This is a genomic window from Synechococcus sp. R70.1, assembly GCF_047461675.1.
Taxonomy (GTDB): domain Bacteria; phylum Cyanobacteriota; class Cyanobacteriia; order Thermostichales; family Thermostichaceae; genus Thermostichus.
In genome coordinates, this window is record NZ_JANSHR010000051.1 from 1 (window position 1) to 21,082 (window position 21,082).

Annotated in this window: 14 protein-coding genes; 8 read left to right on the plus strand and 6 right to left on the minus strand. The window is 55.9% G+C overall.

The window, feature by feature from the left end; genetic code table 11:
• Positions 1 to 187: 187 nt before the first annotated feature.
• Both NW807_RS06655 and NW807_RS06660 read right to left on the minus strand, forming a co-directional pair.
• Complete coding sequence (locus tag NW807_RS06655) at positions 188 to 553, minus strand: response regulator transcription factor (protein WP_414405796.1); 366 nt, start codon at positions 551 to 553, stop codon at positions 188 to 190.
• Between the two features lie 305 nt (positions 554 to 858).
• Complete coding sequence (locus NW807_RS06660) at positions 859 to 1,998, minus strand: response regulator (RefSeq protein ID WP_414396664.1); 1,140 nt, start codon at positions 1,996 to 1,998, stop codon at positions 859 to 861.
• A 159-nt stretch (positions 1,999 to 2,157) separates the two neighbouring features.
• On the opposite strand from NW807_RS06660, the gene NW807_RS06665 reads away from it, so the two are divergent.
• Positions 2,158 to 2,451 carry a YggT family protein gene (locus tag NW807_RS06665; RefSeq protein ID WP_414405794.1) on the plus strand — a complete coding sequence of 98 codons (294 nt, stop codon included), beginning with the start codon at positions 2,158 to 2,160 and terminating at the stop codon, positions 2,449 to 2,451.
• On the opposite strand, the gene NW807_RS06670 is transcribed toward NW807_RS06665, so the two are convergent.
• A complete protein-coding gene (locus NW807_RS06670) occupies positions 2,448 to 3,560 on the minus strand; it encodes an electron transfer flavoprotein subunit alpha/FixB family protein (protein WP_414396661.1) in 1,113 nt (370 codons plus the stop codon). The two genes, NW807_RS06665 and NW807_RS06670, sit on opposite strands and share 4 nt — an antisense overlap.
• 29 nt (positions 3,561 to 3,589) lie before the next feature.
• Complete coding sequence (locus tag NW807_RS06675; protein WP_414425628.1) at positions 3,590 to 4,414, minus strand: electron transfer flavoprotein subunit beta/FixA family protein; 825 nt, start codon at positions 4,412 to 4,414, stop codon at positions 3,590 to 3,592.
• A 558-nt stretch (positions 4,415 to 4,972) separates the two neighbouring features.
• On the opposite strand from NW807_RS06675, the gene argS reads away from it, so the two are divergent.
• A complete protein-coding gene (gene argS, locus NW807_RS06680; protein ID WP_414425629.1) occupies positions 4,973 to 6,769 on the plus strand; it encodes an arginine--tRNA ligase in 1,797 nt (598 codons plus the stop codon).
• Positions 6,770 to 6,855: 86 nt separating this feature from the next.
• Here argS and psaB read toward each other — a convergent pair whose 3' ends face one another.
• Positions 6,856 to 9,090 carry a photosystem I core protein PsaB gene (psaB, locus tag NW807_RS06685; RefSeq protein ID WP_414405791.1) on the minus strand — a complete coding sequence of 745 codons (2,235 nt, stop codon included), beginning with the start codon at positions 9,088 to 9,090 and terminating at the stop codon, positions 6,856 to 6,858.
• A gap of 21 nt (positions 9,091 to 9,111) precedes the next feature.
• Complete coding sequence (gene psaA / locus NW807_RS06690) at positions 9,112 to 11,379, minus strand: photosystem I core protein PsaA (protein ID WP_414405790.1); 2,268 nt, start codon at positions 11,377 to 11,379, stop codon at positions 9,112 to 9,114.
• 429 nt (positions 11,380 to 11,808) lie between these two features.
• On the opposite strand from psaA, the gene NW807_RS06695 reads away from it, so the two are divergent.
• The 6 genes from NW807_RS06695 to NW807_RS06720 are packed head-to-tail and all read left to right on the plus strand — an operon-like array spanning position 11,809 to position 20,743.
• Positions 11,809 to 13,074 (plus strand): metallophosphoesterase family protein, encoded by a 1,266-nt coding sequence (locus NW807_RS06695; RefSeq protein ID WP_414425630.1) that lies wholly within the window; start codon positions 11,809 to 11,811, stop codon positions 13,072 to 13,074.
• A 2-nt stretch (positions 13,075 to 13,076) separates the two neighbouring features.
• Positions 13,077 to 16,637: an AAA family ATPase gene (locus tag NW807_RS06700; RefSeq protein ID WP_414425631.1), complete on the plus strand. Its 3,561-nt coding sequence runs from the start codon at positions 13,077 to 13,079 to the stop codon at positions 16,635 to 16,637.
• An 18-nt stretch (positions 16,638 to 16,655) separates the two neighbouring features.
• Positions 16,656 to 17,849, plus strand: coding sequence for a DNA double-strand break repair nuclease NurA (locus NW807_RS06705; RefSeq protein ID WP_414405787.1), 1,194 nt, complete (start codon positions 16,656 to 16,658; stop codon positions 17,847 to 17,849).
• Positions 17,849 to 18,445: a hypothetical protein gene (locus NW807_RS06710; RefSeq protein ID WP_414405786.1), complete on the plus strand. Its 597-nt coding sequence runs from the start codon at positions 17,849 to 17,851 to the stop codon at positions 18,443 to 18,445. Before NW807_RS06705 ends, NW807_RS06710 begins: the two co-directional genes overlap by 1 nt.
• Positions 18,442 to 20,154, plus strand: a complete 1,713-nt coding sequence (locus tag NW807_RS06715) for a helicase HerA domain-containing protein (RefSeq protein WP_414425632.1) — start codon at positions 18,442 to 18,444, stop codon at positions 20,152 to 20,154. Before NW807_RS06710 ends, NW807_RS06715 begins: the two co-directional genes overlap by 4 nt.
• Before the next feature lie 16 nt (positions 20,155 to 20,170).
• Positions 20,171 to 20,743: a hypothetical protein gene (locus tag NW807_RS06720; protein WP_414405784.1), complete on the plus strand. Its 573-nt coding sequence runs from the start codon at positions 20,171 to 20,173 to the stop codon at positions 20,741 to 20,743.
• Positions 20,744 to 21,082 lie beyond the last annotated feature (339 nt).

Sequence of the window (21,082 nt, forward strand, 5' to 3'; positions counted from 1 at the left end):
TTTCAGGAATAGCTCACCTTCAGGAGCCTCAATTTCTCTCAATTCCTGGGTTTCGTCCCCCATCAACAAGTCCAGATCCCCCACCATGATGCTCCCCCCTGTGGATGGTCCTGTGGAGAGGTGGCCACCGCTCCCTTGCCCGGGTCTAGAGCCCCCCCTGGGCTCTGCCGGAAGGCATAGAAGCGGGCTAGCCCCTTAGTAATCGCTTAATCGTACCCACCAGTTCCTGGGGCTGAAAAGGCTTGACGACATAGGCATCTGCTCCCTGGCGCAGCCCCCAGTAGCGGTCGGCTTCCTCACCCTTGGAAGAGCACATGACAATTGGAGTGTTCTGAGTAAGCGGGTCAGCTTTGAGAAGACGGCACACCTCGTAGCCGTTCATGCGGGGCAGAACGATGTCCAGCACAATCAGGTCGGGTTTGTTCTGCTTTACCGCCTCTACAGCTTCCACTCCATCTTCCACGGTCATGACCTCGAAGCCGTTTTCCTGCAGCAGCTTACTGATCATCTCCCGCTGGGATTGGCTATCTTCTACCACCAAAATGCGACTCATTTTTGGCCGGTCTCCTTGATCTCTTAAATCTCTTAACCATTAACCTAATTGGTGGAGCAAAGACTCCGCAAACATGTCGGGTGCTTTCATTTCCTTTCACCGGAGCACTTCGTAGCCGTTCCTGCGTGGCCTCCAGGTAGGTAACTGGTTATCCACTATCCCTTTGACCATCGCCTGTACCCCCCAGCCATTGGCCTGCTGCGACTGAAGCCTATTGCTCAGCTCTGGGGCTGTGGGCCAGCCGTGCTACCCCTATTGTTTCGATGCGGCATTCCTCCGTCCGGTACTCCCTCTCCCGTTTGATCCTATTCGCCGCCCTGTTTGGGAGGTGGGCCCACGTAGGATTCGACGACGGTCAACAACTCCTTCTCAGAAAAGGGCTTGCCCAGAAACTCGTTGGCCCCCGCCATGCGGGCTTTAATTCGGTCAGAAAAACTATCCTTGCCGGTGAGCATCACGATGGGGGTTTCATGGAACTGGCTGGATTTGCGCAACATGGCGCACAGCTCATACCCATCCAGCTTGGGCATGGCCACATCGCAGAGAATCATGTCGGGGTTGAGGAGAAACACCTGTCCCAGAGCTTTGAGGGGGTTGCCAATGGTGGTAACCTGGTAGCCCTCGTTTTGCAGGATGAACTCCACGGTTTTTTGGATGGCCATGGAATCGTCGATGCAGAGGATGTGAGCAGGCTTGTCGCTAGGTTTGAGGGGTCTACTAGGCTTGGGACCAGCAAGGGGGACAGGCTCGGACAGGTGGATTGCCCCCTGCTGCACATAGGGATAGAAGGCTTTGGCCACTAGCAGGATGTCTCGGCCCAGGTAGCGGGCCATCTGGCGAATGCTGGTTTTGCCGTCTGACCACTCACTCAGAGCTTTGAAGACGGCGGCTGGCAGGGTTTGCTGGAGGGGCAGGGGGTTGACGATGGTGGGGGCTTGGTTGGGAGTCTGGATGTAGGGATGCAGCTTCTTCCACTCCTGCACTTGGGTCACCATCTCAGTGAGCAGGGAAGTGACCGGGAAGGTGGTCAGTTGGGGGGCCAGAGGAGGGCCAGCCTCGAAAATAAAGGAGCCGTGGTGAAGGCTGAGCAGATCAAAGAGGACTTCCCGCACCATGCCCAGAAGGATTTGCTTACCTTGGTTGGGGTTGAGCTTGTGGTTTTCCAGCAAAGACCAGAGGCGGCTGTACTCGGGGATGTTCACCGCTGCTTTGGGTGGCATCTGAATTTCGTCTAAGGCAGCTTCGAGCTGGAAGCGGCGCAGGTAGTCCCTGAGACGAGCAACGTTGCCTTCGCCTTCAGAGGCATAGATGATTCGCCCATTGAGGAAAAAGATGAACCAGTAGAGGGAAGGGTTTGCCTCCACGACAAGTTCGCCGGTGCGCTGGCCCAACTCGATCAGCTGGAGAATGCTGCGAATATCGATCTCTTGGAGTCTTCCCTGCATGGGATCCCTCCCTGCAGTCAGCAAGATACGACCATTATGGCGCTAGTCTCTAACGGCTGCCTGTAGGACTATCTTGGAAATGGAGTTAAAGAGTCTAAGGTTAGAGCCGAGCGCCTACATCCCCGTTGGGCTCCGAATCCCCTAGTTCCTGCAAGACGTATGCTGCCGATATTCGCTGCCTGGGTGCTAGGTCCGCTGTTGGCAACCTACACCGTGCTGTTTGTGCTGCGCATTTTCCTGTCCTGGTATCCGCAACTGGATACTTCCCGCCTGCCCTACTCCCTGGTGGTCGGCCTAACAGAGTTTCTGTTGCGCCCGACACGCCGCCTGATCCCGCCTCTGGGGGGTGTGGACATGGCGCCTGTGGTTTGGGTGGGCCTAGTAACCCTGTTGCGGGAGCTGTTGCTGGGGCAGCAGGGTCTGCTAACGATGGTCCTACACCCGTCTTTCTAGGGCTTTTGTAGGAGAGGGAGCCGCTGCTGGAAGGGTTGTTGGACATTGGCTCCTTCTCGCCTCTCCTCCTGAGCCTGTTTCAGGTGCCGAATTAGCTCTGGCACCACCTGGTAGAGATCCCCAACAATGCCGTAGTGGGCGAATTTGAAGATGGGGGCGGAGCTGTCCTTGTTGATGGCGATGATAAGCTGGGACTTGTCCATGCCGACTCGGTGCTGGATGGCTCCCGAGATGCCACAGGCAATGTAGAGCTGAGGACGGACAGTTTTCCCCGTTTGGCCTACCTGGTGGGCATAGGGGATCCAGCCGGCATCGACAGCCTTGCGAGAAGAGCCAACGGCGCTGTTGGGGAAACAGGCGGCTAGCTCCCTCATCAGCTCAAAGCCTTCCGCGCATCCCAGGCCGTAGCCGCCTGCAACGATGACTTTGGCGCGGCTGAGATCCACTGCCTGGGAAAGGTTGCGCACCGTTTCCACAATGTGCAACTTTAGATCCTCCGGCTTCAGGTTAACCGGCACCGGGATCACCTCCCCCTGGCGAGATCCGTCCCACGGCAGGGGCAGCATCACCCCAGGGCGCACCGTGGCCATTTGCGGATTCTTCCAAGGTCCAAGAATGCGGGCTTTGAGCGATTCGCCAAAGCTGGGCCGAATGGCGTACAGGCAGGCGGGGAAGAAGCCAGCCTTGCTGGGATCTCTGCTGTTGGTGTACTCAAAGGGGCCGATGTCCAGCTCGGTGCAATCGGCGGTCAAGCCCGTTTCCAGGTGGGCTGCCAAGCGGGGGGCCAAGTCGCGGCCAGTGGTGGTGGCCCCAAACAGCAGGATGTGGGGCGGCTGAGGCCAGCTTTTGATGAGATCCACGATGACGCGGCGGTAAGGCAGAGTGCGGTATTGAGCCAGCTCTGGATGATCGGCAATGAAGACTTGATCCGCCCCGTGGCCGATGAGGAGGGAGGGCAAGTGGGCGATGTTGTGCCCAAGGACAAGGGCACTCAGGATCCCTCCTAGCTTGTCCGCTAGCCGTCGCCCCGCTCCTAACAACTCCAGAGCGATGGGCTGTAGCTCCCCGTCTACTTGCTCGGCAAAGACCACTACCCGCTTGCTATCCATAAGTTGGGACTCCTCTCGGGGTGGGGAAGCTAAGAGGTCAGGGTGTAGCGGAACAAGTCGACGGCTTGGGTGAGTTGTTGCACCAGTTGGGGCAGCGGCTGCCCCTGAAAAACTTGACACCGGCCGCCCATCTCCCCAACTTTTTCGGTAGCGGCCACAATGGTCGGGGATCCCTTGAGGCCACAGCGATCTGGATCGGCCCCTATGTCGTCTAGGCTAAGAATCTGGATGACCTCAGCCCGTGCTGCCGCGTCCCGCATGAGCCGCTGCACCCGCTGCATGCCGCGCAGGGTAGGGTAGGCCAAGCGTCGCGCTGTGTTGGCCACTGTAACCAGAACCGGCAAGGGCACCCTTACTGTCTGGGATCCTCCTTCGATAGCCCGCCGCGCCACCAAGATCCCCTCTTGGATCTCGAAGGCCTCGCAATAGGTAACCTGAGGGATCCCCAGCCGCTCCGCCAACTGGGGCCCCACTTGGGCTGTATCGCCGTCGGTGGTCTGGAGCCCGCAGAAGAGGATATCCGGCTGGCCCGCATAGCGAACTGTCTGGGCCAAGGTGTAGGCAGTGGCCAAGGTATCGGAAGCAGCGAGGCGGCGATCGGTTATCAGAATGCCCCGATCCACGCCGTGGGCAATGGCCTCGTAAAGTACCTCGATGGCTGGCGGTGGCCCCATGGTGATTGCCGTCACCCTGGCCCCGTGCTGGCGTTTGGTTTGGAGAGCCGCTTCCAGGGCGTAGCGATCAAAGGGGTTTAACATCCGCTTGGCCTTGGCCCGGTCGATGGTGCCATCGCTGTTGACGCCCGTTTTGCTATTAGGATCGGGCACTTGCTTAATCAAAACAAAGGTCTCCAAGGGCCCTTGTCCCCTACTGATCTCCTCTAAGGTAGAAGGGATTTCCTGTCTCACGAAACTTATTCAGCTTTTTTTTGGGATCACTACCAGCTTTAGTCAGCTGTTACTTGTTGTTACCGTTTATCTGTTGCTAGCAGCCTTTTGGCGAGCCCAATCGACAAGCTTACTAGCTAGACCTTGCCAAGCCGATGGAGTTAGCCTGCTTAATTTCACTGGAAGACAAAGTTTCTTGTCTACAGGTAAAGTGCCGGTGGTTGCAGTTGGCATTAAGTAGCAACAGACTTCATGCCGTAACTTTGGCGGTGGCTGAGGTGAAGGCCCCTGAACGCCTCTTGCGCAGCGCAGGGCAATCAAAACCAGAGGTGTAGCCGCAACTGCTTCGCGGCAAGGCAGACTGCTCTCATCCGTTGGAAATTGCCATCCTCGAGACACTAGGATTTTGGTCTTCACTCCCTAGAACCAGGCCGGCTGGAGCAGAGAGGAGGCAGTTGTGTCAAAATCAAGAGACACGCTGGTGCCCAGTTGAGCTTTCGCAGAGTTGTCTTGGTACCCTCAACCATGGTCACTCAGTCTCTATCTACCTCCCTGATTCGCTTTCTCACCGCTGCCGTAGCCGAAAGCATTCAACAGGCAGCCGCAGCAGGGCAACTGGGGTCCTTGACTCCCGAGCAGGCAGCCGGCGTGGTGCCAGTTGTTCAGATCCCCAGCGATCCTCGCTATGGCGATTACGCCTGTCCCACTCCCTTGGGAATGGCCAAGCTCTGCCGCCTAGCGCCGGCTCAGATCGCTCAAACCCTGCAAAAACACCTGGATTTGCCGGATATTGAAACTGAAGTGGCAGGGGGAGGGTACCTCAACTTTCGGCTTGGGGATCCCTTTTTGGCCAGGCGACTGCAAGAGTTGTTGAGGTTGGGGGAGGACTTTGGCAAAACAGCTACCCCCCATCCCGAGCGCATTTTGCTGGAATATGTTTCCGCCAACCCAACAGGGCCGCTGCACGTAGGGCATGGCCGCTGGGCGGCGGTTGGCTCCACCCTGGCTAACCTGCTGCGCTGGACAGGCCACCAAGTGGAGCGGGAGTTCTACATTAACGATGCCGGCAATCAGATGCGGCTCTTAGGTCAGTCTCTAGAGGTGCGGGTGCGGCAACTCCAGGGCGAAGAAGTGGCTCTGCCAGAGGACGGCTATCACGGCAGTTACTTGATCGATATTGCCCGGCGGCTGCTGGAGCAAGTGCAGGCTGGGATCCGCCCTCTGCCAGCCAGCCTAGAGGAATACATAGAGTTTGCTTATGAGGAAATCCTGGCCTGGCAAAAGCAGACCCTACAGCAGTTGCGCACCGAGTTCGATCACTGGTTTAGCGAGCGCTGCTTGCATACGCCAGATCCCCAGACGGGCCTGAGCGCTATCCAGCAGGCTTTGCAAGAGCTGCAAGAGCGCGGTTTTCTCTATAGGGCTAGAGCGCCGCGAGGCGAGGATCCCAAGCTAGGGGCCGAGGAGGCCGTTTACTTCAAAACCCAAGAATTTGGCGACGACAAGGATCGGGTGGTGCAGAAGGCTGATGGCTCGTTTACCTACCTAGCGGCTGATATCGCTTACCACCGCGACAAGGTCCGGCGGGGCTACCAGCGGCTGATCAACATCCTTGGCTCGGATCACCATGGCTATATTGGTCGCCTGAGGGCAGCGGTGGCGGCCTTCAACCCAGAGGTGAAGCTGGAAATCCTGATTGGCCAATTTGTCAAGTTGTTTAAAGCTGACCCGGAAACTGGAGAGAAGGTCGAAGTGCGCATGTCCAAGCGCACTGGCAATTTTGTTTCGCTAAACGATCTCATCGAAGATCCAGAAATTGGCGTGGGGGTCGACGCAGCGCGCTGGTTTTTGCTCAGCAGCAGCATGGACAGTCCCATCCACTTTGATTTGGATTTAGCTGTCAAGCAAACTTTCGATAACCCAGTGGTTTATGTCCACTACAGCCACGCCCGCTGCTGTACCCTGTTGCGGCGGTTACAGGAGGAAGAAAAAGTGAAACTAACTGACGAAGTTGCCCTGACGGAGCAACGAAGACTGCCCTACAGAGAACCCGAAGAGCGAGCCTTGCTGTTGCGCCTGTTGGCTCTGCCGGATGAGCTGATTGCCGCTGCCGAGGAGCGCGCCCCGCATAAAATCATCCGCTATGCAGAAGCCGTTGCTGCCGATTTCAACAAGTTTTACGACAACTGCCGCATTTTACCTCTCTTGAAAGAGGATCCCCTCTTGGCGCAAGCCCGCATTCAACTAGTGCAAGCTACGCGGCAGGTCTTGTTTAACGTGCTCACTGGCATCCTCGGCCTAAGTGCCCCCGAGTCCATGTAAAGCTTGGCCGAGTTCCTATCCAAGGTTCGAGCAGTAAAAAAGGGATCCCACTTATAGGGATCCCTGGAGTTGCTTTAGCTAGGCAGTTAGCCCGACAAGGAAGCTGTCGAGGCAATGAGGAAAGCCGCGTAGGTCAGCACATACCCCACTGTGAAGTGGGCTAGACCCACCAAGCGCCCTTGCACAATCGACAGGGCCACTGGCTTATCCTTCCAGCGGATCAAGTTAGCCAAGGGAGTGCGCTCATGCGCCCACACCAAGGTCTCGATCAGCTCTTGCCAGTAGCCGCGCCAGGAGATGAGGAACATGAACCCCGTGGCCCACACCAGGTGGCCGAACAGGAACATCCAGGCCCAAACCGACAGGTTGTTCATCCCGTAGGGGTTGTAGCCGTTGATCAACTGAGCGGAGTTGGCCCAGAGGTAGTCCCGCAGCCAGCCCATGAGGTAGGTGGAGTTCTCGTTGAACTGGGCAGTGTTGCCGCTCCAGATCCCCAGGTGCTTCCAGTGCCAGTAGAAGGTGACCCAGCCAATGGTGTTCAGCATCCAGAACATGGCCAGGTAGAAAGCATCCCAGGCCGAGATGTCGCAGGTGCCGCCCCGGCCCGGCCCATCGCAGGGGAAGCTGTAGCCGAAGTCTTTTTTGTCCGGCATCAGCTTAGAGCCGCGAGCATCCAGCGCCCCTTTGACCAGAATCAACGTGGTAGTGTGCAGGCCTAGGGCAATGGCGTGGTGCACCAGGAAGTCCCCAGGGCCAATAGGCAGGAAGAGGAACCCATTGGGGTCGTTAATGGCTTGCAGCCAGCCTGGCAGCCACACGTTGCCGTGGTTGGGCCAAGCAGTGGAGGCAATGCTGTTGGGATCCGACAACAGCACGTTCATGCCATAGAGCATCTTGCCGTGGGAGGCCTGGATGAACTGGGCAAACACCGGCTCGATCAGGATCTGCTTCTCCGGCGTGCCAAAGGCCTGCATGACGTCGTTGTGGACGTACAGCCCCAGCGTGTGGAAGCCCAAGAACAGCGACACCCAGCTCAGGTGGGAGATGATCGCCTCCTTGTGATCCAGCACCCGCGCCAGCACGTTGTTCTTGTTGGCCTCGGGATCGTAGTCCCGCACCAGGAAAATGGCTCCGTGAGCAAAAGCTCCTACCATCAAAAAGCCAGCAATGTACTGGTGATGGGTGTAGAGAGCCGCCTCCGTGGTGTGATCCATGGACATGAACACATAGGGGTTGAGGGCGTACATGTGCTGGGCCACCAGCGAGGTCACCACCCCCAAGCAGGCCAGAGCCAGTGCCAATTGGAAGTGCAGGGAGTTGTTGACCGTATCGTAGAGGCCCTTGTGCCCTTCGCCCAACAGGCCCCCAAAGGGAGTGTTCTTGGGTGGGTTATGGGCGCCCAGGATCTCGCGGATGCTGTGGCCAATACCCCAGTTGGTGCGATACATGTGCCCAGCCACGATGAAGATCACCGCAATGGCCAGGTGGTGGTGGGCCATGTCCGTCAGCCACAGAGACTGGGTGTTGGGGTTGAAGCCGCCCAAGAAGGTAAGGATGGCCGTCCCTGCCCCTTCTGCGGTGCCCCAGACGTGGTTGGCCGTGTCCGGGTTCTGGGCGTACACCCCCCAGTTGAGGGTGAAGAAAGGCTTTAGGCCTGCTGGGTGGGGCAGGGTGGTGAGGAAGTTGTCCCAACCTACGTGCTGACCGCGGGACTCGGGGATGGCCACATGGATCAGGTGGCCCGCCCAAGCCAAGGAGCTGACGCCAAACAGGCCGGCCAGGTGGTGGTTGAGACGGGCTTCGGCGTTCTTAAACCAGCTCAGGCTGGGGCGGAAGCGAGGCTGTAGGTGCAGCCAGCCAGCAAACAGGAACACCGCTGCTAGTAGCAGTAGGCCAATGGCGCCGGCGTAGAGATCGCCGTTGGTGCGTAGGCCAATGGTGTTGAACCAGTAATAGAGGCCAGAGTAGGCAGCATTCACAGGGCCACCGCCACCAGGTTGGGTGAAGGCCTCCACTGCCGCCTTGCCAAAGTGGGGATCCCAAATGGCGTGGGCAATAGGCGTGACGCCGGTGGGGTTGGCCACCCATTGCTCATAGTTGCCCTGCCAGGCGATGTGGAAGACGTTGCCAGAGGCCCACAGGAAGATGATCGCCAGATGGCCGAAGTGAGTGGCAAACAGCTTTTGGTAGAGCCGCTCCTCTGTCATGCCATCGTGGGTCTCGAAGTCGTGGGCGGTGGCAATGCCATACCACAGACGTCGAGTAGTGGGATCGCTAGCCAGGTCTTGGCTGAATTGGGGAAAACGAGTTGCAGTGGTCATGATTGTCTCTTCCTCCTTGCCTTAGCCGAGTGCGGCAAACCGTGCCAGGAAGAACGCCCAAGTGGTCACGATTCCGCCCAGCAGGTAGTGGGCCACACCGACCGCCCGCCCCTGGATGATGCTGAGGGCGCGAGGTTGAATGGCCGGAGCAACTTTCAGTTTGTTATGGGCCCAGACGATGGACTCGATCAGCTCCTGCCAGTAGCCACGGCCGCTGAACAGGAACATTAAGCTGAAGGCCCAGACGAAGTGGGCGCCCAAGAAGAGCAGTCCATAGGCCGACAGCGCCGAGCCATAGGAGTTGATCACCTGCACCGATTGGGCCCACAGGAAGTCCCGCAACCAGCCGTTGATGTTGATAGCGCTGGCCGCAAAGTTGCCTCCGGTGATGTGCTCAATCGTGCCGTCCGGGTTGACGGTGCCCCAGATGTCGCTCTGCATCTTCCAACTGAAGTGGAAGATCACGATCGAGATGCAGTTGTACATCCAGAACAGCCCCAGGAACACGTGATCCCAAGCGGAGACTTGGCAAGTGCCGCCGCGGCCCGGGCCATCGCAGGGGAAGCGGAAGCCCAGCTTGGCCTTATCGGGGATCAGGCGAGAAGAGCGGGCAAACAGCACCCCCTTGAGCAGGATCAGCACCGTGATGTGGATGGTCATGGCGTGAATGTGGTGAACCATGAAGTCCGCCGTGCCCAGCACCATCGGCATCATGGACACCTTGCCACCCACAGCCACCACATCACCCCCAAAGATGGGGCTTACCGAAGCGCCCACATAGGGAGCAGTGCTAGCGATGGCCTTGGTGTGCAGCGATTGAATCCACTGGGCAAAAATGGGCTGCAGCTGGATGCCTGTATCCGAGAACATGTCCTGCGGACGGCCCAGGGCCTGCATCGTGTCGTTGTGAACGTAGAAGCCGAAGGCGTGGAAGCCTAGGAACAGGCACACCCAGTTCAGGTGGCTGATGATGGCGTCGCGGTGGCGGATCACCCGATCCAAGACATTGTTGCGGTTCACCGCCGGGTCATAATCGCGAACCATGTAGATGGCCCCGTGGGCAGCGCCGCCAACGATAAACAGGCCCCCTATCCACATGTGGTGGGTAAACAGGGAGATCTGGGTGGCGTAGTCAATGCCCATGTAGGGGTAGGGGTTCATGGCGTACATGTGCTGGGCCACGATGATGCTCAGGGATCCCACCATGGCCAGGTTGATGGCCAGTTGGGCGTGCCAAGAGGTGGTTAGCACTTCGTACAGACCCTTGTGGCCCTCGCCCGTGTAGGGGCCCTTGTGGGCTTCCAGGATCTCCTTAATGGAGTGGCCAATGCCCCAGTTGGTGCGGTACATGTGGCCAGCCACGATAAAGAGCACGGCGATGGCCAGGTGGTGGTGGGCCTGATCCGTCAGCCAGAGGGCGCCCGTTTGCGGATCCAGACCACCCTTGAAGGTGAGGAACTCCGCGTACTTGCCCCAGTCCAAGGTAAAGAAAGGCACCACCCCGCTGAAGAAGCCCCAATCCACGCTGGGGAACATCTCCTTCATCAGGGCCGGCTTGAGGATGAATTCATGGGGCAGAGGGATCTGGGCCGCCGGCACGCCGGCATCCAACATCTTGTTGATGGGAATGGCCACGTGGATTTGGTGACCAGCCCAGGCCAGCGCACCTAGCCCCAGCAGGCCCGCCAGGTGGTGGTTGAGCATCGACTCCACGTTTTGGAACCACTCCAGCTTGGGAGCCCGCTTGTGGTAGTGGAACCAGCCAGCAAACAGGCAGAGGGCGGCCATCACCAAGCCGCCAATGGCCGTCACCAGGAGCTGAAACTCATTGGTGATGCCGGCAGCCCGCCAGAGGTGAAAGAGGCCCGACGTGATGCGGATCCCTTCAAAGCCGCCGCCCACATCGCCGTTGAGGATCTCCTGGCCAAAAATGGGCCAGACTACCTGGGCGCTGGGCTTGACATTGATGGGATCAGCCAGCCAAGCGGAGTAGTTGGAAAACTGAGCGCCGTGGTAGTACATGCCGCTCAGCCAAACGAAGACCACCGCCAGGTGGCCGAAGTGCGCCGAAAAGATCTTGCGAGAGATGTCTTCTAAGTCGCTGGTGTGACTGTCGAAGTCATGGGCAAGAGCATGCAGGTTCCAGATCCAGGTCGTGGTCTTGGGCCCTCGCGCCAGGCTGCGATCGAAGTGCCCTGGCTTGGCCCATTTCTCAAATGAGGTGGGAACTGGATCGATATCAACCGAAACCTTGACTTTCGGCTCTCGCTCCTTAGGTGTAGTTGTCATCAAGAACTCCTCTCTTGCGACCAGGAACGAAGCACCCCCGCCCTAGCAAAACTGGGGATTCTCCCCTGGGCGGGACTTACCTGGCATTATAGGTCAGCCTCTGTAAACCCCCTGTCGCTTCACAATAATTAAACTCAGGAGCCAGGCATCCCCTCCCACCTGAGGGATTACGGCAGGCTGGGGATCTCTCCTTCGCATAGTTGTGTAACGGACTTTCAGCTTGCAGAAAGAGCTGGCCCGGCTGGATCACTCAGTTTCAGTGGCTAGCCCAGCAAGGTCGTTTAGCCTCCTGTAAATCTGGTTCTAAATCGCGGTCTGGCAGCAGAAGGGCAGTGCCTACTCCAGCGGCGCGAAGTCGAAAATTGCGGGGCAGGGATCCCTCAAGATCCGTTTGCTAAACTGTGAGCAATTTGCTGACAAGCTCTGGCGATGGCCACTTCTACCTGCACCTTTTTGCATTTGGCCGATGTGCATCTGGGCTGCGACCGCTACGACAGTCCAGAACGGAGCAAAGATTTTTTCTTGGCCTTTCGGGATGTGGTGCGCCGCCATGCCATTCAGAAGCGGGTAGACTTTGTCCTCATTGCTGGCGACCTGTTTGAGCATCGACAAATTCAGCCGGGGGTTCTCAACCAAGCCCAGCTTGTCTTGCGGGAGCTGAAGCAGGCAGGGATCCCGGTTTTGGCCATCGAGGGCAACCACGACAGTCGCCCCTATGGTGTCAAGACCAGTTGGCTGCGCTACTTGGCCGATCATGGAGAGCTCATTTTGCTGGAGCCAGAGGAAGGGGAACAGGGCCTGGAGCTGCACCCCTGGTCAGACAGGCGGGGTAGCTACTTAGATCTCCCCTGTGGGGTGCGGGTCATCGGCTCCCAGTGGTACGGGTCAGCGGCTCCCAAGTCCATTGAGCAGTTGGCGGCAGCTATTCGGCAGTTGCCTCCTGGCCCCGAGCGGGTGGTGTTGATGTTCCACCACGGACTGGAAGGGCAAATTGCCCGCTACCAGGGCGCCTTGCGCTACCGGGATCTCCTGCCTCTACGGGAGGTGGGGGTGGGCTATCTAGCCTTGGGACATATCCACAAAAGCTATGCAGAAGAAGGCTGGATCTTCAATCCAGGATCGCTGGAGGCCACCAGTACTGCTGAATGGGACCTTCCGCGAGGGGCTTATCGCGTCCGCTGGGGAGAGGGACCGCCCCAGGCAGAGCTGGTGCAGGATTACTACCAAAGACCCTGTCAGCGACTCTACCTCGAGGCTAAGGGTCGAGAAACGCCTGCCGAAATTGCTGCAGCAGCCCTTGCCATGGCCAAGGAAGTTGGGCCGCCAGGCGACGGGCCAGAGCCGCTGGTAGAGTTGCGGCTGGTAGGCCAGGTGGGCTTTGCCAAGCACGAGCTGGATAGCCGAGCTCTGCAACGGCAAATTCAGCAGCTTACTGGTGCCCTGGTTGTCCTGTTTCGTTTCGAGGCCAATTCTCTTGAGATTGGCTCGGCCGCTCTTTCCCTTGAAGAAGAGCAAAGGCTCCAAGTTGAAGAGAAAATCTATAGGGATCTGCTGAGCAGTCATGCCCACTACCGGAAGCGGAGCAAGGAGCTGGCGCAGCTGCTTTTGGATCTCAAAGAAAGAGTCTTGGAGGGACAAAGCGAGGCAGAGATATACACCCGCCTGAGCGGAGCCTTTGTAGGAGAAGAAGACTGATCATGCGGATCCTCTCGGTAGCTCTCCAGAACTTTAAGGCCTACGAGGAAGCTGTCTTTGAATTTGAACCCGGCATCAACGCTATCTGTGGAGAAAACGGAGCCGGAAAAACCAGCATTCTGGAGGCTATTGCTTGGGTTCTGTTTGACTACTGTCCCTACAACCAAGAGGAGCTGATTCGCACAGGCGCCAACGATGCGGTGGCCACTGTACAGTTTGTCTCGAAATGGGATCAGCGCACCTACAGTGTCCGCCGCAGTGTAGCCCAGGGCTATCGCCTCTTTGACCCCCAGCTCAAGCAGCGCCTAGACTGCGAACGCAAAACCGATGTACTGGCTTGGCTAAGGCAACACTTGGGAGTGCCCGCGGGTACAGATTTAGCACGGCTGTTTGCTACAACTATCGGTGTGCCTCAGGGTACATTTACAGCAGACTTTCTCAAAACAAGCAAAGAACGAAAAGAAGTCTTCGACCGTATCTTGAAGGTAGAAGAATATCAGCAGGTTGCTAAGGATTTGCAGACGGTTGAAAAATACAGTGAGGCACAGGTTCAGGCTGTTAAGCACCGAATCGAGCTGCTTCATCAACAACTGCAAGACTGGGATCTGCTCCAATCAGAACAGCAAGAGATTGAGCGAGAGTCAAACTACTGGCGAACACATCTCAATCAATGCATCCATACCCTAAGTGAAACTAGGCAGAAGCTTGAACACCTAGAGAAGCTGCTTGAGCAAATCCAAACACTTGAGCAGCAAATTGTTCAACTGGAGCAAAAGAGATCGCTACTAAATCTATCCCTTGAGCAAGCAGAAAAGCTATGGGCAGAAGCCAAGCAAGCTCGAGCAGAGCAAGAACAATCTCGAGCAGGGGCCCAGCGCTTCCTAGCCATAGAGGCTCAGCTGCGGGAGTTGGAAAAGCAACAGCAGCAGCGCTTGGAGTGGCTAAGGCAGCGAGAGAACCTACTCTTGCAAAAGCAGAATATTGAGAATCAACTGGCAAGACTTCAGGAAAAACTAAGCCAGCTACAGCGCTGGAAACAGGAGCTAGAAGATCTTGCGCCCAAAATTCAGCTCCAGGAAGAGCTGGAGCGCCAACAAGACCGCTGGACTCAGCAGCTCAATACCTTGCTACAGCTATACCAGGAATGGGAACAACTACAAGGAAAGTGGTCAGCCCAAGCTGAATGGTGTCAACTCCTACAGAGCCGAGTTCAAGAAGCGGAGCAAGCCCAGATCATTTGTCAACAGCATCAACCAGCCTATAGGCGCTATCTAGAGCTGGAAAACCTCATTGTCGAGCAAGAAAAGCTACGAGGGATCCGACAAACTCTAATGGCCCAGCGGGAAGCGCTGAGGCAGCATCTTCACCAGCTACAGTTGCGCGGATCCGAATATCAGCAACAGCTTCAGCTTTTGCAGAAAATGGAAGCCGATAGGCTTTCCTTGCAAGCTCTCTGCCAAAGGCAGACTGAATTGGAACAACGTTATAACCAAATTAGCCAAAAGCTAGCCTACTTTCAGACCTTGCGCCTTGAACTTAAACAACAAGAGAGAGAGCGGGAGCAGGCCCGCACCCAACTGGAACACCTGCAGCAGCAGCTTCAACAACGACAGGCCGACCTGGAGCGACTAGCCAGCCTACCCAGGCTAGAGGCTCAACGAGAACGGCTGCAAACTCAGCTAAGCCGCATCGCAGCAGCACGGCAGTTTCAACAAGAGCTGAAAGACCTTTTTGAGGAAAGCTCTTGCCAACTTACCGAGTGCCATCGCCGCCTCCAGGAGCTTATCCAAGAGCTAGCTGTCTACCAACGCAACTACCCTCAGTTTCAGGCCCTATGGCAGCAGCTCCCGGAAGTCCTGTATCAGTCTTTGGTTCTGAACCAACGTTTGCTGCAGTCAATCCACCAAATCCTTCAGGATCTTGCCCCACAAACAGATGAGACTCAACTGCGCCAGCAACTGGCTGACATCCAGAGGCAGCTCAAGGCCCTGCAGCCCCTAATTGGCTTGACTGCCCAGATCCCTGAGCTGGAGGCTCAAATTGAGCAATTGACACACTTGCAAAACGAACGGCAACGCAAAATTGAGGATCTTCAGTGGAGCCTTGAGGCTGAGCACAACTTTCTCCGGCAACACCAGGAAATTGGACAGGCTCTCCAGGCATTGGGAGATCCCAAAAGCCAGCTCCAGCGCCTAGAAAGGGAGCTCAGCCACAAGCCACAAGTAGAGCAAGAGTATCAGCGGATTGAGAATCAGGTTCATCAGCTTCAGCAGCAGATTCAAACTCTAGAACAGGACCTCAATCCTCTTTTGGATCTGGATGAAAAGATCATTGCTTTGCAGGAGGAACAGAGGCGCCACCGCGACGGCTATGAAACTTTTATTCGCATGCAGCTTCTAGCCCAAAGCTTGCCCCAGCGCCAAGATGAACTTCAAGCAGCTCAGCTAGTCTTAGACCAAATACAGAAAGCTAAGCAAGAAAAGCAAGCCCAGATTGACCGTTGGGAACAGATAGAAGGCTCCAAAGATTACCTGCAAGCCCAAGTTGCGAAAACTGCTGAAACTTTAAGGGAACTAGGGGATCCCAGAAGCCAAGCTGAGTGGCTAAAGGCAGAGCTTAAGCTGGAGGAGCAGTACCTAGGCCTGCAAGCCGGCTACCTTCAGCAAATCCGGGACTTAGAGGCAGTGCTCCAACCTCTTGAAGAAGCCCTGTCCCAAACTGAACACCTGGAGCAGGAGCTGGGATCCCTACAAGAAGAACGCGAAAGATACCGCTTAGATCACGAACGCTACCTACGGGCGGAGCCTATTGCCAAATTGCTAACCGAGCGGGAACAAAAACTAGCCGAGCTCAAGGCCCAACAGCAAGAGTTGCAAACTCAACTAGCTCAACTGCAGGCAAAGCTGGATCCGCTAACTTCCCTCTACCAGCAGCAGGAGCACCAACATCTTCGATCCCTTTTGCAGTCTACCGAAATCCAAAAAGCCAAAGCCCAAGCTCGACTGGAAAGCCTTTCCTCGCAGTTGCAGAAAATCCGGGAGAGACTGCAGCAACTGGAACAGGTGAAGCAAGCCTTAAAGCAAGCTGAGGTGGAAAGAGCTGAAAAAGAGCGGCTGCACCGCTTCATTAAGTTTGGTCGAGATACCTACAAAAAAGCCGGTCCTCAAATTGCCCAGTACTACCTGCAACAGATCAACATTGTTGCCGATCACCTCTTTCGCGAGATTCTCAACCGCTCTGATGTCAGCCTTACTTGGGAGCCCGACTATGAGATTCGCATCCAAGAAAGAGGGGGAGCCAAGCGACGTTTTGCCAGCCTTTCTGGAGGAGAGCAAATGTCGGCAGCTCTAGCTGTTCGCTTAGCTTTGCTCAAGGTACTGGGACAGTTAGACATTGCCTTTTTTGACGAGCCTACTGCCAACATGGATGCCCAGCGCCGCCAGCGACTAGCGGAAGCCATTACCAACTTGCGTTCCTTTGAGCAGCTATTTGTAATCAGCCATGACAACACCTTTGAGCAAGTAACAGAAAACATCATTCGCGTGGAAAGGCACTCCGGATGATGAGGAGGAATGACAGTCATGGTTTTTAGAGCTGACCGGGTGCTGGCTGTTTTACGGCAGAAGCGCGAGGCTTTCGCTACTTTCGATCGAGGGCTTTCAGAGCGCCGAGAGTGGTACCGCCAGGCGATGGAGAAATTATGCCAGTGGTCAAGCGCAAAGATTGCTGAAAGAGTAGCTCGATTGGCTTTCCCAGGTGCCTTGCCTACTCAGGAATGGGATCTTTACTCCAGCTGGACAGTCCCTTTTAAGCAAAAGTGGAATAGCTATGAAGAAAGCTATGAATGGGCAAGACCAGTTATTAAAAACATCCCTACCTTTGCAGTAGATGGATCCCAAATCTACCCCAGCAAAGATTTGTCAATACCGGTAGCCCTAGTGCAGATTGGCTGGTATGAGAACTATCACTGCGACCAGGGCCTATACCAAAAGGATATTCAGGTCGATGTGCTAACGCCAAGAGATTTGGAAGCGGGAAGTAGCGGCGAGCCCAAAGAGAGTATCGTCAACAGGCGCCGCTTTCAGATGGAAACAGAAAAAGTTGCCGAATATATTTGGCAATCTCGACCTGGATCCCAAAAACTAGCCTTCTTGGATGGGGTATTGGTGGCTACCTTTGCTGAAACTCTTGATGCTAAGAGTCAAGACTTCTATGTGGAGTGTTTGTTACAGGTACTGCGGGCTAGTGAGCAAAACCGGATCCCTGTTGTAGCTTACATTGACACTACATACAGCTCGGATTTGGTAACGCTGCTAAGGCACTGCTTTGATCTTCCCGAAGCTCCCTACCTACACGATGCGCAGCTCCTTAGCTCCTGGTTAGAGTGGGGAGACCGAACCCCTTTCTTTGTCTGTGCCTGCAGTGGCGTTCTCAATCCTCAAGAGGGGATCCTCAGCCGCTACCAGGAAATGCAAAGGCGAGTGGGGTTTGTTTACCTACGCACCACTAACGAGAACTTTCCAGCTCGACTAGAGATCCCCGTTTGGGTTTACGAGGCAGGCCTGTTGGACTGGCTGGTAGATTTGGTACGCTGTGAGGTAATTATTGGCCGAGGCTACCCGTATGTACTGGAGACGGCAGATCAGGTGGCCGTTATCCGCAATGAAGATCGCAACCTTTTCTTGCGCCTAATGCAGGAGTGGGCCAGCCGCGAGAAGCTTAACCTCCGGCTATCGCGGAAAACCCTTAGCAAGCTGCAGCGGAGACGGATCTGATGAGACTGGGCAAGGTGGTTCGCTCCAACAGTCACTGCGACTACGTGGTACAGGTGGATGATGCTCTAGAGGTCAAAAACCCTCCCTCCCCTGAAGACTATGGCTTTGGCAGCTTTGTCAAGCTGGAAAGCAACCAACGGCACTGGGCTGTGGGCTTAGTTTACAACAGTCAGATTTTAAACCCCATGTTTCCTAACGCTGGGCCCCGTCTTTCCAGCCAGCCGGATCCTTATTTCTCTCCTGATTTGCAAAATGAGGTGCGTACATTACTTTCGGTAATCCTCATAGGAGCTTTGGACGAAGAAAGGGGTTGTGGCTGGCAAGGGATCCCGCGCGTAGTGGTGCCTGTCAACACGCCTGTCTTTCGCATGAGCCAGGAGGAAATTCTACGCTTTCATCTCAACCCTCAAGGCCAAACCCAATTTTCGTACTATGGACTGCTCTTAAGCAGCGGTGGTAATTTTGCCAACCACCTTGTCTATCAAGTCTTAAACGATATCATACCTATGTTTTCTGACCCCGCCCAGCGACGAGCTCTGCAAATTTTAAGCAAGGAACTGGCTTGGAAAATAACCGTAGGAGCGATACGCCGATGAACCAAAAAACTCTGGACACTTCCAATGGTCGCCCTAGAGAAAGCCCCTCTTTCCCGGCGGAGGATACTCCGGAGGTGATCGGCACCGTCAAAGGCCCTGGCGAGACCTCCAACCAATATGTGTTTATTACCTCCAATACCCAAGCGGTAAAGGTGGGCGATTTTGTCTATTACGAGGTGCGAGATTCTCAGTCCCAACCTCTAAAGATCTTGGGTAAAATTAGACAAGTTCAGCTTTTGGATCACATCCCCGACCGCATCTTTGCCGACACGGAGATCGATCCCAGCACCATTGTGGCCCTAGTTGGCTTTACCCATCCCAACCCGGAGATCTACGCTGTAACCGTCGAAGTCATCGGCTATTTCGATCGGGCTATGGGCTTTGTTAACCCCCGCCGCTCCCCGGAGCCGGGCGCTAAGGTCTTTTTGGCTTCCAATCAGCTTTTGAAATCCGTCTTGAACAAGCGGGAGGAAACAGCAGTTGGGGGGGCCCATTTGGGCAGTCTGCTACTGCGCGAGGAAGGAGCAGTTCCTGTGGTTCTGGATGTCAAGGAAATGGTCAGCACTCATCTAGCCATTTTAGCAGGAACCGGCTCCGGCAAATCCTACACAGCAGCGGTTTTGGTGGAAGAGCTGATGTTGCCCAAAAATCGCGCTGCTGTCCTAATTTTTGATCCGCATGGAGAATACCACACTTTAGCGGAAATGCAGTCTCATCCCAGGTTTGTAGGGGAAGATGGCTACAGACCTAGGGTCAAGGTTCTTTCTCCTCAGGAAATTAAGATTCGGGTGTCTTCTCTCAAATTTTTTGACATCCTTGCTCTGCTTCCAGAGACCACCGAGCGACAGAAATCTTTTCTGGAGAAAGCCTTCCGCAAGGTTACTCAGTTTGATCCACTGCACTGGACAATTCAGGATCTGATCGAGGCCGTCAACGAAGCAGACTCCAGAGAAGACGGCTCCCAAGGATCCTCGGCCCCTGCTTTGGAGTGGAAGCTGGAACAAATTGCTCGCTCCCCTTACTTTAGTAACGTAGAGCACCTGGCTCCTAGGGATCTATTTGAGCCGGGTCAAGTAACCATTCTCCAGATGCACGAAATCAGCCAAGAAGAACAGCAAGTTATCGCCGCTGCTATTTTGCGCCAGGCTAACCATGCCCGCATCAACACCGAAAAGGGCAAAATTCAGCCAGGAGATGAGAACTACCTGCCTTATCCTGTTTTTATTTTGCTAGAGGAAGCGCATCGCTTTGCTCCCGCGCATGAGCCTTCTCGTTGTAAACAAGTGTTGCGCACTATTCTTAGCGAAGGACGCAAGTTTGGGCTGGGGGTAGGGCTGATCACGCAACGACCCGGTAAGCTAGATTCAGATATCCTGTCGCAGTGCATGAGCCAGTTTTTGATGCGAATTGTCAACCCTGCCGATCAGGAAAACTTGCGCCATAGCGTCGAGGCTGCTGGCCGGGATCTCCTCCAAGAACTACCCGCTTTAAGTAGAGGGCAGGTGATCGTCTCTGGCGTATGCGTCAATACCCCTGTCCTGTGCAAGGTGCGGCAGCGCTACACTCGGCATGGAGGCGACACCCTCGATGTCCTTAGCCACTGGCAGGGTTACTTCCGAAAGCACCGCCAACAGGAGCGCCTCGCTCACTCTGCCCCCCTCAAGCCGCGTCCTCAACCCCAAGTGGTGGATGGATTGAGCATCGACTAGTTTTGGGGCAAGCAGGATGAGGAAACAAATTTTTTTGCAAGGGTGGCTGGGCATCACCGCTGCCTTTTTGCTAGAAGCGGGGCCTGCCTATGCCCAGTTGCGGCTAATCCCTGACGCGGCGCGGCGGGTGTATGAGGCCCTGCCGGATCTGCCGCTGGAAAACACCTACACTCCCATTAACCCCAATGACGGCGGCCCCCGGCCTGAAGAAGATACCTTGGTGCGCCGGATGATGCTCTATCACCTGCAGGTGGCTGGGCGTTCCCCCACTGATCGCTTTGATTGGCAACTGACACTGGCTGACTATTGCGATGCCAACGAGCCAATGGTTGCCCAACAGTACCCTGGGGCTAACCGTCTTACAGTCAACCCCTACACTCGGGACAAAGCCGTTGTGCAATCTTTGAGCCGCCAGCAACGTCAAGCCCTGCTGCGGGCCCTTGTGCTGGCCTTTGGCGGGGATCCCGATCCCAAGCCTCTGTACATTCCTCCCGACTTGAAGGCTGCCCCTGCCCTTCCCACTCCAGAGCCCATGAAACCCTTGCTACTGCCGGGGAGGGGAGGGGCCGACTTGCTGAGGCCGCTCTGAAAGACTTATACAACCCCGGGCAAAAGCAGACTTTCGCTCGGCGTTGAGCCTTTCTTCCTGCTTCAGCGACCCATGGCTAGTGGCAGAGTCCACCCCTACCACCCCGCCAGAGGGATCTCCACAGGCGTGACTTCCCCGCAAGCTGCAGGTAGTTGCTCCTTGCCCCCATAAGGCACACCGGCTAAAGACGGAGCCAACTTTAGCCTAGGCAAAGTGCCTACCAGAAAAGATGTACTTGCAAGACTACTAGCTCAGCCCATCTACGTCAAGGCAGAAGGTTGGTTATGCCACAAAGTGGCCAATTGTCCGGTGAATCAAGGACTAGAGGAGAACCCTAGC